Genomic DNA, 11,715 nt, shown 5'->3' with positions numbered 1-11,715 from the left:
ATCGGTGTGCCTCGGCGCGGCGTTCAAGGCGCTCGCGCAGCATTTCCCGGTCGGCCGGCTGCCGCTCGTCAACGGCCTCGTGATGGCCGTGGGTGGCCTTGGCGGCGTGATGGTCGGCTCGCCGCTGACCTGGCTGCTCGGCTGGACGAGCTGGCGCGCGATCTGTTTCGGTCTCGCGGTGCTGACGGTGATCGTCGCGGCATCGATCGGCCTGGGCGCGCCGGAAGCGAAGCAGGTGCGCCACCAGGGCGGGCTCGTCAGCCAGTTCAAGGGCACGTGGCATATCCTGAGCAGCCGCGCGTTCTGGAAGATCTCGTCGTTCTCCGTCGTCACGCAGGGTGTGTTCTACGCGATGCAGTCGCTGTGGGTCGGGCCGTACCTGCGCGATGTCGCGGGGTTCGATGCGCCGCATGCCGCGCGCCTCGTGTCGGTGCTCGGCTTTGCGATGATGGCCGGCTGCGTCGGCTTCGGCGCCGCGGCGCGGGTGCTCGAGCGGCGCGGCGTGTCCGTGTACGCGTTCTGCGGCGTCGGCATGGCGCTGTTCGTCGCGACACAGATCGCGATCGTCGCGGGGGTGCCGTTGCCGCCGGCCGTGCTGTGGGCGGCATACGGGATGTTCGGCGGTGTCGGCATCCTGACCTACGCGGTGATGGCCGGGCACTTTCCCGCGCATCTGATCGGCCGCGCGAACACGACGCTCACGCTCGTGATCTTCTTGCTGATCTTTGCGTTCCAGATCGGTGTCGGCGCGGTGCTGTCGCACTGGCCCGCGATCGACGGCCGCTATCCGGCCGCCGCGCACTTCACCGCGTGGGGCGTGCTGCTCGCGTTGCAGCTCGCGAGCGCGGTCTGGTACGTCTGGCCCGCGCGCGGCGCTGGCCAAGCACACTGATCCGGCGGTACGCTGGCGGGTAGGGCGGCCGCGGAAACGGGGCCGCAGCGCGTTGCGCCGTGCCGCCAGGCATGGCGGGGCGCACGATCGGACGGCCAAATCGATTGAAGATAGGGCCATTTTCGGGCTATAATTTGAAAGTTTGTGCTGATCAACCTCGCACCCTAGCGCCTACCTCATTCATCCCGTTCATCCGCCGCACGCCGCCAGCCGGGCGATGCCGCGAAGCCTCGTGCGCCACGCGCCGGGTTCGCGTCTCGACAAAGCAGGCCGCGTCCAGCAAGCGACCGCGCGCGCCCACGCAGCGCGGTGCGCGCGCGGCAGGGTAAACAGGTCGGCAGCAGGGTGTTCCCCAAGGAGCCTCCCGTGTTGCCGTCTTTTACTCCCGCCTTGCTTGCACTCGCCGACGGCACGGTCTTTCGTGGTTATTCGATCGGGGCCGAAGGCCATACGATCGGCGAAGTCGTGTTCAATACCGCGATCACCGGCTATCAGGAAATCCTGACTGATCCGAGCTACTCGCGCCAGATCGTCACGCTCACCTACCCGCATATCGGCAACGTCGGCGTCAACGCCGAAGACGTCGAAGCCACGAAAGTCCATGCCGCCGGCCTGATCATCCGTGATCTGCCCGCGCTCGCATCGAACTTCCGCATGGACCGCACGCTCGGCGACTACCTGCGCGACGAAGGCGTCGTCGCGATTGCCGGCATCGATACCCGCAAGCTGACCCGCATCCTGCGCGACAAGGGCGCGCAGAGCGGCTGCATCCTGACGGGCTCGGACGACGAAGCGAAGGCGATCGAGCTCGCGCGCTCGTTCCAGGGTCTCGCGGGCATGGATCTCGCGAAGGTCGTGTCGACCACCAAGCCGTTCGAGTGGAAGCAGACCGAATGGAAGCTCGGCAGCGGCTACGGGATGCAGGAAGCGCCGAAGTACCGCGTCGTCGCGTACGATTTCGGCGTCAAGTACAACATCCTGCGCATGCTCGCGGAACGCGGCTGCCACGTGACGGTGCTGCCGGCACAGGCGAGCGCGGAAGATGCGCTCGCGCTGAATCCGGACGGCGTGTTCCTGTCGAACGGCCCCGGCGATCCGGAACCGTGCGACTACGCGATCGCGGCCACGAAGCAGTTCATCGAGCGCGGCGTGCCGACCTTCGGCATCTGCCTCGGCCACCAGATCATGGGCCTCGCGGTCGGCGCGAAGACGCTGAAGATGAAGACGGGCCACCACGGCGCGAACCACCCGGTGAAGGATCTCGGCGACGGTCGCGTGGTGATCACGTCGCAGAACCACGGCTTCGCGGTCGATGCGGATTCGCTGCCGGCCAACGCGCGCGTGACGCACGTGTCGCTGTTCGACGGCACGCTGCAGGGCTTCGAGCTGACCGACAAGCCGGCATTCTGCTTCCAGGGCCACCCGGAAGCGTCGCCCGGCCCGCACGACATCGGCTATCTGTTCGACCGTTTCACCGCGCTGATGGACGCGGCGAAGCAGCGCAACGCTTAACGTCACCGACGCAACTGAAGGACGGGAGATTCACATCATGTTCGGCCACGCACTCGGCATCACGGATATCTGGACCTACGTGTTCGGCGTGATCTTCATCATCCTGCTGCCGGGGCCGAACTCGATGTACGTGCTGTCGCTCGCGGCGCAGCGCGGCGTGAAGGCCGGCTATCGCGCGGCGTGCGGCGTGTTCGTCGGCGACACGGTGCTGATGGTGCTGTCCGCCGCCGGCGTCGCGTCGCTGCTGAAGGCGAACCCGCTGCTGTTCTCCGTCGTCAAGTACGGCGGCGCCGCGTATCTGCTCTACATCGGCACCGGCATGCTGCGCAGCGCGTGGCGAAAGCTGCGCGCGCCGGCGAATGCGCCGGCCGAGGCAGCGCCCGCGGTGGACGGCGAGCGGCCGTTCCGCAAGGCACTGATCGTGAGCCTGCTGAATCCGAAGGCGATCCTGTTCTTCATCTCGTTCTTCATCCAGTTCGTCGACCCGGCATTTCCGCATCCTGCGCTGTCGTTCGTCGTGCTCGGGGCGATCGCGCAATGCGCGAGCTTCCTGTACCTGAGCACGCTGATCTTCGCGGGTGCGCGGCTCGCCGAGCACTTCCGCCGCCGCCGCAAGCTTGCAGCGGGCGCGGCGAGCAGCGTGGGCGGCCTGTTCATCGGTTTCTCGGTGAAGCTTGCGCTCGCCACGATGAGCTGAGCGCAGCCGGCCGACCCACGACAACGATTACTTATTGAATTCACCAGCCATGCCAAAACGCACAGACATCAAGAGCATCCTCATCATCGGCGCCGGCCCGATCATCATCGGCCAGGCGTGCGAGTTCGACTATTCGGGCGCGCAGGCTTGCAAGGCGTTGCGTGAGGAGGGCTACAAGGTCGTTCTCGTCAACAGCAACCCGGCGACGATCATGACCGACCCGAACACGGCCGACGTGACCTACATCGAGCCGATCACGTGGGAAGTCGTCGCGCGCATCATCGAGAAGGAGCGCCCGGACGCGATCCTGCCGACGATGGGTGGCCAGACCGCGCTGAACTGCGCGCTCGACCTGCACCACCACGGCGTGCTCGAGAAGTTCGGCGTCGAGCTGATCGGCGCGTCGCCGGAAGCGATCGACAAGGCGGAAGACCGCCAGAAGTTCAAGGACGCGATGACCAAGATCGGTCTCGGTTCCGCGAAGTCGGGTGTTGCGCACTCGATGGAAGAAGCGACCCAGGTGCACGCCGAGATCATGGCGCTCACCGGTGGCAGCGGCTACCCGGTCGTGATCCGTCCGTCGTTCACGCTCGGCGGCTCGGGCGGCGGCATTGCCTACAACCGCGAAGAGTTCGAAGAGATCTGCAGGCGCGGCCTGGATCTCTCGCCCACGCGCGAGCTGCTGATCGAAGAATCGCTGCTCGGCTGGAAGGAATACGAGATGGAAGTCGTGCGCGACCGCGCCGACAACTGCATCATCGTCTGCTCGATCGAGAACCTCGACCCGATGGGCGTGCACACCGGCGACTCGATCACGGTCGCGCCGGCGCAGACGCTCACCGACAAGGAATACCAGATCCTGCGTAACGCATCGCTCGCGGTGCTGCGCGAGATCGGCGTCGACACGGGCGGCTCGAACGTGCAGTTCTCGATCAACCCGAAGGACGGCCGCATGGTCGTCATCGAAATGAACCCGCGCGTGTCGCGTTCGTCGGCGCTCGCCTCGAAGGCAACGGGCTTCCCGATCGCGAAGGTCGCGGCGAAGCTGGCCGTCGGCTACACGCTCGACGAGCTGAAGAACGAAATCACCGGCGGCCAGACCCCGGCATCGTTCGAGCCGACGATCGACTACGTCGTCACGAAGATCCCGCGCTTCGCGTTCGAGAAGTTCCGCGAAGCCGATTCGCGCCTGACCACGCAGATGAAGTCGGTCGGCGAAGTGATGGCGATCGGCCGCACGTTCCAGGAATCGTTCCAGAAGGCACTGCGCGGCCTCGAAGTCGGTGTCGACGGTCTCGACGAGAAGTCGACCAACCGCGACGAGATCGCGATCGAGATCCACGAGCCGGGCCCGGACCGCATCTGGTACGTCGGCGATGCCTTCCGCATCGGCATGACGGCTCAGGAAATCTACGCGGAAACCGCGATCGATCCGTGGTTCCTCGAGCAGATCGAGCAGATCATCCTGAAGGAAAAGGCGCTCGGCGGCCGCACGCTCGCGTCGCTGTCGTTCGACGAGCTGCGCTACCTGAAGCAGAGCGGCTTCTCCGACCGCCGCCTCGCGAAGCTGCTCGGCGCGAGCCCGGAAGACGTCCGCAAGCGCCGCGTCGAACTCAACGTGCGCCCGGTCTACAAGCGCGTCGACACCTGCGCGGCCGAGTTCGCGACGAAAACCGCGTACATGTACTCGACCTACGAGGAAGAGTGCGAGGCGCAGCCGACCACCAACAAGAAGATCATGGTGCTGGGCGGCGGCCCGAACCGGATCGGCCAGGGCATCGAGTTCGACTACTGCTGTGTGCACGCGGCGCTCGCGATGCGCGAGGACGGCTACGAAACGATCATGGTCAACTGCAACCCGGAAACGGTGTCGACCGACTATGACACGTCCGATCGCCTGTACTTCGAGCCGCTGACGCTGGAAGACGTCCTCGAAATCGTCGACAAGGAAAAGCCGGTCGGCGTGATCGTCCAGTACGGCGGCCAGACGCCGCTGAAGCTCGCGCTCGACCTCGAAGCGCACGGTGTGCCGATCGTCGGCACGTCGCCGGACATGATCGACGCGGCCGAAGACCGCGAGCGCTTCCAGAAGCTGCTGCAGGACCTCGGCTTGCGCCAGCCGCCGAACCGCACCGCACGCGCCGAAGACGAAGCGCTCGCGCTCGCGGAAGAAATCGGCTATCCGCTGGTCGTGCGCCCGTCGTACGTGCTGGGTGGCCGCGCGATGGAAATCGTCCACGAGCCGCGCGACCTCGAGCGCTACATGCGCGAGGCCGTGAAGGTGTCGAACGATTCGCCGGTGCTGCTCGACCGCTTCCTGAACGACGCGATCGAGTGCGACGTCGACTGCATCTGCGACGGCGAAGCCGTGTTCATCGGCGGCGTGATGGAGCACATCGAGCAGGCGGGTGTCCACTCGGGCGACTCGGCATGCTCGCTGCCGCCGTACTCGCTGTCGAAGGAAACCGTGGCCGAGCTGAAGCGCCAGACGGGTGCGATGGCGAAGGCGCTGAACGTGGTCGGCCTGATGAACGTGCAGTTCGCGATCCAGCAGGTGCCGCAGGCGGACGGTTCGAAGCAGGACATCATCTACGTGCTGGAAGTGAACCCGCGCGCATCGCGCACGGTGCCGTACGTGTCGAAGGCAACCAGCCTGCCGCTCGCGAAGATCGCGGCGCGCGCGATGGTCGGCCAGAAGCTCGCACAGCAGGGCGTGACGAAGGAAGTCGAGCCGCCGTACTTCAGCGTGAAGGAAGCGGTGTTCCCGTTCGTCAAGTTCCCGAGCGTCGATCCGGTCCTCGGGCCTGAAATGCGTTCGACCGGCGAAGTGATGGGTGTCGGCCAGACGTTCGGCGAAGCGCTGTTCAAGTCGCAGCTCGCGGCCGGTTCGCGCCTGCCGGAGTCGGGCACGGTGCTGCTGACCGTGATGGACGCGGATAAACCGAAGGCCGTCGAAGTCGCGCGCATGCTGCACGACCTCGGCTACCCGATCGTTGCGACGAAGGGTACGGCTGCCGCGATCGAAGCGGCCGGCGTGCCGGTGAAGGTCGTGAACAAGGTGAAGGACGGCCGTCCGCACATCGTCGACATGATCAAGAACGGCGAGATCGCCCTCGTGTTCACGACGGTCGACGAAACGCGCCAGGCCATCGCCGATTCGCGTTCGATCCGCATGAGCGCACAGGCGCACAAGGTCACGTACTACACGACGATGTCGGGCGCGCGCGCGGCGGTTGAAGGCTTGCGCTACCTGAAGGATCTGGAAGTCTATGATTTACAAGGTCTTCACGCTCGCCTAAACTAAGCAGTCAGTTACCTGTCGAAGCAATACGTGCCGCGATTAGGCGGTGTTTCCAGTGCATCGGAAACGCGCTTAATCGCGGTGATTTTTTTTATAGCCGTTTTTAGCGATTGAGCCGTTTATGAGCACCATTCCGTTGACAAAGCGTGGCGCGGAACTCCTGCGCGATGAATTGCAGCGCCTTAAGTCCGTCGAGCGGCCGGCCGTGATCAACGCGATCGCGGAGGCCCGCGCACAGGGCGATCTGTCCGAAAACGCCGAATACGATGCTGCGAAGGAAAAGCAGGGCTTCATCGAGGGTCGCATCGCCGACCTCGAATCGAAGCTGTCCGCCGCGCAGGTCATCGACCCCTCCGTGCTCGACGCAGATGGCCGCGTGGTCTTTGCCGCGACCGTCGAACTCGAGGATCTCGAGTCGGGCGACACCGTCAAGTATCAGATCGTCGGTGACGACGAAGCCGATATCGATCACGGCCTGATCTCGGTCAGCTCGCCGATCGCACGCGCACTGATCGGCAAGTCCGAAGGCGACGTCGCGGCCGTGCAGGCACCGAGCGGCGTGCGCGAGTACGAAATCATCTCGGTCAGCTACATCTGAAGCGGGGCGACGTGATGCCGCATCGCGTGTTCCGTCTGCTGTCGGCCGTGTGGGTCGGCAGCCTGCTGACGATCGGGTATGCGGTCGCGCCCGTGCTGTTCAAGACGCTGGAGCGGATGACGGCCGGTTCGGTCGCCGCCCAGTTGTTCCGTATCGAGGCGATCCTCGGTGTCGTGTGCGGCGTGCTGCTGCTCGCATTGTCGAACCAGCAGGTACGGCGCGGCAGCAGCGACTATCGCCGCGTGCGCTGGATCGTCGCCGCGATGGTCGTGTGCGTGCTGGTCGGGTATTTCGCGCTGCAGCCGTTCATGAACGCGCTGCGGGTGGCCGCGATGGACGCGGGCACCGATATCGCGAACTCGCCGTATGCGAGCCGCTTCGGGATGCTGCACGGCGTCTCGAGCGTGTTCTACCTCGTCGAGAGTGTGCTGGGGCTGATGCTGATCTGGCGCCTGCCGGCGCGCGACGCCTGACGCGAGTGCCGCGCAGGCCCGGTCGATGCCGGGCCCGCGGGCAGGGTGGCGGTACGGTATAGCCGTGCCGTCTCGATGCTTACTTGTCCTGGAACGGACGCTTCGTGCTGGCCTGGCGCTTCTTGGCGCGCTTCACGTTACCGCCTGCCGTCACGCGCTCGTTGCCGCGCACGACGACCTTCGTCGGCCGCGGGCGACGCACGGGGCTCGCGTTCGGCGATACCTTGACGACCTTGACGGTGCGCGGTGCACGGCCCTTCTTGTCGTCGACGGCTTCGGCCGCGCTCGGCAGCGTGCCGGCACGACGGCCGCGAGCCGGGGCCGCTGCGGCGGCTTCGGGCTTCCAGATCACCAGCAGCTTGCCGATGTGCTGGATCGGCGCCGCGCTCAGGCGATCGCAGATCTCGTCGTAGATCGCGATGCGCTCGTCGCGCTCGTCGCCGAACACGCGGATCTTGATCAGCTGGTGCGCGTCGAGGTGCACCTTGATTTCCTTCAGCACGGCGTCGGTCAGCCCTTCGGCGCCGATCAGCACGACGGGCTTGAGCGCATGGGCCTGGGAGCGCAGCGCGGAGCGCTCGGCGGGAGAAAGCGAAAGGGCGGGCATGGAAATGTCGAAATCTAAATAAGGGCGCGCTGACTGAATAGCGATCGCGGGAAGTTACCGCGTCAGCCGTGCGCCGAAACCACGTAAAATCGCGGCATGGGCCTGAAAAGGGGCCGCAGCCGCGCGAAGAAGACGCGTATTATCCGCTAAAAGCGCGGCTTCACGAAGCAATTAGCAGCAATCTCTCTCTCGAATGGCAAAAAACCGCTTCAACCAGCACTGGCTGCACGACCACATCAACGACCCCTACGTCAAAATGGCGCAGCGGGAGGGCTATCGCGCGCGCGCCGCGTACAAGCTGAAGGAAATCGACGAGCAGGACAAGCTGATCCGTCCGGGCCAGGTGATCGTCGACCTCGGCGCGACGCCGGGCAGCTGGAGCCAGTATGCCCGCAACAAGCTCGCGCAGGGCAAGAAGCGTGACGTGGAGCGCGAAGGCGGCATCGACGGCACGATCGTGGCGCTCGACATCCTGCCGATGGAGCCGATCGCCGATGTCCACTTCCTGCAGGGCGACTTCCGCGAGGATGAAGTCCTTCACCAGCTCGAGGAATTGCTCGAAGGGCGTGCGGTAGACCTTGTTATTTCCGACATGGCCCCCAACCTCTCCGGCGTGGCCTCGGCGGACGCGGCGCGCATCGAGCATCTGTGCGATCTGGCGCTCGAATTCGCGCAGAATCATCTGAAGCCGGACGGTGCGTTGCTCGTGAAATGCTTTCACGGCAGCGGCTACAGCCAGATCGTCGAGAAATTCAAACAGCAGTTTAAGATCGTCGCGCCGCGCAAGCCCAAGGCGTCCCGCGACAAATCGTCCGAAACGTTCATTTTGGGTCGGCAACTGAAGCATCCGCGCTGATGTGGAGCGAGGTGCCGCAAACGGGCTCCGGCCCTTGCCAGACAAGCGAAGCGCTATCGCGGCGGTTGTCAATGCTTATGGCGAGGGTGGTCGGACTGGATTAGAATGACCGAGGGGCGCCGCAAGGAAAATGTAGGCGCTCGTCTACGAGTGAAGGAGTGGTGCTTTGAACAACAATATGTTTTCGAAGGCAGCGGTGTGGCTGGTGATCGCACTGGTGCTGTTTACGGTGTTCAAGCAGTTCGACAAGCCCCGCGTCCAGGAAGGCGTGTCCTATTCGCAGTTCATGGACGACGCCAAGAACGGCAAGGTCAAGAACGTCATCGTTCAGGGGCGCAACCTCACCGTCACTCCGGCTGATGGCCAGAAGTACCAGATCGTGTCGCCCGGCGACATCTGGATGGTTGGCGATCTGATGAAGTACGGCGTGCAGGTCAGCGGCAAGGCCGATGACGAGCCGAACGCGCTGATGTCCGCGCTGTACTACCTCGGGCCGACGATCCTGATCATCGTGTTCTGGTTCTACATGATGCGGCAGATGCAGGGAGGCGGCAAAGGCGGCGCATTCTCGTTCGGCAAATCGCGAGCGCGGCTGATCGACGAGAACAACAACGCGGTGAACTTCTCCGACGTCGCGGGCTGCGACGAAGCGAAGGAAGAAGTGTCCGAGCTCGTCGACTTCCTGCGCGATCCGCAGAAATTCCAGAAGCTGGGCGGTCGCATTCCGCGCGGCGTGCTGCTCGTCGGCCCCCCGGGTACCGGCAAGACGCTGCTGGCCCGCGCGATCGCGGGTGAAGCGAAGGTGCCGTTCTTCAGCATCTCGGGTTCGGACTTCGTCGAAATGTTCGTCGGCGTCGGTGCGGCCCGTGTGCGCGACATGTTCGAGCAGGCGAAGAAGCACGCACCGTGCATCGTGTTCATCGACGAAATCGACGCGGTCGGCCGTCATCGTGGTGCCGGCATGGGCGGCGGTAACGACGAACGCGAGCAGACGCTGAACCAGATGCTCGTCGAGATGGACGGCTTCGAGGCGAACTCGGGCGTGATCGTGATTGCCGCGACCAATCGTTCCGACGTGCTCGACAAGGCGCTGCTGCGTCCGGGCCGTTTCGACCGTCAGGTCTATGTCGGCCTGCCGGACATCCGCGGCCGCGAGCAGATCATGCGCGTGCACCTGCGCAAGGTGCCGATCTCGAACGACGTCGATGCGGCAGTCATTGCACGCGGCACGCCGGGCTTCTCGGGCGCTGATCTCGCGAACCTCGTGAACGAGGCTGCGCTGTTTGCGGCACGCCGCGGCAAGCGCATCGTCGAAATGCAGGATTTCGAGGACGCGAAGGACAAGATCTTCATGGGTCCGGAACGCAAGTCGGCCGTGATCCGCGAGGAAGCGAAGCGCGCGACCGCGTATCACGAGTCGGGCCACGCGGTGATCGCGAAGCTGTTGCCGAAGGCCGACCCCGTGCACAAGGTCACGATCATCCCGCGCGGTCGCGCGCTGGGTGTCACGTGGCAGCTGCCGGAGCATGACAACGAAACGTACTCGAAGGACTACCTGATGGATCGCCTCGCGATCCTGTTCGGTGGCCGGGTGGCGGAAGAGCTGTTCATGAATCTCGTCAGCACCGGCGCATCGGACGACTTCAACAAGGCAACGCAGACGGCACGCGCGATGGTGGCCCGTTTCGGCATGACCGACGCGCTCGGGCCGATGGTCTACGTCGACGACGAGAATGATGCATCGCCGTTCGGCCGTGGTTTCACGCGCACGATCTCGGAAGCGACGCAGCAGAAGGTCGATTCGGAAATCCGCCGCGTGCTCGACGAACAGTACAGCCTTGCGCGCCGCCTGCTCGATGAGAACCGCGACAAGGTCGAAGCGATGACCGCTGCGCTGATGGAGTGGGAGACGATCGATGCCGATCAGATCAACGACATCATGGAGGGCCGTCCGCCGCGCTCCCCGAAGAGCTCGCCGGCTGTCGGCGGCGATTCGTCGGGCGGTGGCAGCAGCGCCGAGGTGAAGCCCGGCAACGCACCGGCACCTGCTTCGCCGGCGGCATAATCTCCGCTTCAGCGCTTTAGCGCCGTTCACGGGCTGGTGTGGCTTCACACCGGCCCGTTTTGCATTCATTCACGCCAGTTGCTCGTGTCCGATTCCGTTGTTTCCCCATTCATTCCCGCGCCACTCCAGTGCGGCCGCTTCGAACTGACGTTCGAACGCCCGCTCGTGATGGGCATCCTCAACGCGACGCCCGATTCATTCTCCGACGGCGGCCGCTTCCTCGCGCGCGACGATGCGCTGCGCCAGGCCGAGCGGATGATTGCCGAAGGCGTCGACCTCCTCGATATCGGCGGCGAATCGACGCGCCCCGGCGCGCCGCCCGTGCCGCTCGACGAGGAACTCGCGCGCGTGATCCCGCTCGTCGAAGCGCTGCGGCCGCTGAATGTGCCGTTGTCGATCGATACCTACAAGCCGGCCGTGATGCGCGCGGCGCTTGCCGCTGGCGCCGACCTGATCAACGACATCTGGGGATTCCGCCAGCCGGGCGCGATCGACGCGGTGCGCGAGGGCAACTGCGGGCTGTGTGCGATGCACATGCTCGGTGAGCCGCAGACGATGCAGGTCGGCGAACCCGATTACGGCGACGTCGTGACCGACGTGCGCGATTTTCTCGCCGCGCGCGCGCAGGCGCTGCGCGAGGCGGGGATTGCGCCGGAGCGGATCTGCGTCGATCCCGGGTTCGGATTCGGCAAGGCGGTCGTCGACGACAACTAT

The 11,715-nt window shown here is 65.1% G+C and carries 10 protein-coding genes; 9 read left to right on the top strand and 1 reads right to left on the bottom strand.

Features of this window, described 5'->3' with window-relative positions:
• The 6 genes from JYJ84_RS17110 to JYJ84_RS17085 all read left to right on the top strand — a co-directional run.
• Nucleotides 1-892: MFS transporter (locus tag JYJ84_RS17110; protein ID WP_205189315.1), on the top strand; the 892-nt coding region annotated here is incomplete at its 5' end.
• Nucleotides 893-1,258: 366 nt separating this feature from the next.
• Nucleotides 1,259-2,404, top strand: coding sequence for a glutamine-hydrolyzing carbamoyl-phosphate synthase small subunit (carA, locus tag JYJ84_RS17105; RefSeq protein WP_122944985.1), 1,146 nt, complete (start codon nt 1,259-1,261; stop codon nt 2,402-2,404).
• 37 nt (nt 2,405-2,441) lie between these two features.
• Entirely contained in the window at nt 2,442-3,101 is a 660-nt protein-coding gene (gene leuE, locus JYJ84_RS17100; RefSeq protein WP_122944986.1) for a leucine efflux protein LeuE, read from the top strand.
• A gap of 49 nt (nt 3,102-3,150) precedes the next feature.
• Nucleotides 3,151-6,405, top strand: coding sequence for a carbamoyl-phosphate synthase large subunit (gene carB, locus JYJ84_RS17095; RefSeq protein ID WP_122944987.1), 3,255 nt, complete (start codon nt 3,151-3,153; stop codon nt 6,403-6,405).
• A gap of 118 nt (nt 6,406-6,523) precedes the next feature.
• Nucleotides 6,524-7,000 (top strand): transcription elongation factor GreA, encoded by a 477-nt coding sequence (gene greA / locus JYJ84_RS17090; protein ID WP_122944988.1) that lies wholly within the window; start codon nt 6,524-6,526, stop codon nt 6,998-7,000.
• A 14-nt stretch (nt 7,001-7,014) separates the two neighbouring features.
• Nucleotides 7,015-7,473 (top strand): DUF4149 domain-containing protein, encoded by a 459-nt coding sequence (locus JYJ84_RS17085; RefSeq protein WP_046545365.1) that lies wholly within the window; start codon nt 7,015-7,017, stop codon nt 7,471-7,473.
• Between the two features lie 79 nt (nt 7,474-7,552).
• Here the strand turns inward: JYJ84_RS17085 and JYJ84_RS17080 are convergent, their stop codons facing one another.
• Nucleotides 7,553-8,080 (bottom strand): YhbY family RNA-binding protein, encoded by a 528-nt coding sequence (locus JYJ84_RS17080; protein ID WP_122944989.1) that lies wholly within the window; start codon nt 8,078-8,080, stop codon nt 7,553-7,555.
• Between the two features lie 193 nt (nt 8,081-8,273).
• Here JYJ84_RS17080 and JYJ84_RS17075 point away from each other — a divergent pair, with 193 nt between their 5' ends.
• The 3 genes from JYJ84_RS17075 to folP all read left to right on the top strand — a co-directional run.
• Nucleotides 8,274-8,936: an RlmE family RNA methyltransferase gene (locus JYJ84_RS17075; protein ID WP_122944990.1), complete on the top strand. Its 663-nt coding sequence runs from the start codon at nt 8,274-8,276 to the stop codon at nt 8,934-8,936.
• Nucleotides 8,937-9,102: 166 nt separating this feature from the next.
• Complete coding sequence (gene ftsH / locus JYJ84_RS17070) at nt 9,103-11,001, top strand: ATP-dependent zinc metalloprotease FtsH (protein WP_122944991.1); 1,899 nt, start codon at nt 9,103-9,105, stop codon at nt 10,999-11,001.
• 36 nt (nt 11,002-11,037) lie between these two features.
• On the top strand, nt 11,038-11,715 hold a 678-nt coding region (folP, locus tag JYJ84_RS17065), incomplete at its 3' end, for a dihydropteroate synthase (RefSeq protein ID WP_205189313.1).

The organism is Burkholderia sp. LMG 13014, assembly GCF_905232215.1.
GTDB lineage: Bacteria > Pseudomonadota > Gammaproteobacteria > Burkholderiales > Burkholderiaceae > Burkholderia.
The sequence above is the reverse complement of the archived record's forward strand: the minus strand, read 5'-3'. Positions and strand labels throughout refer to the sequence as shown.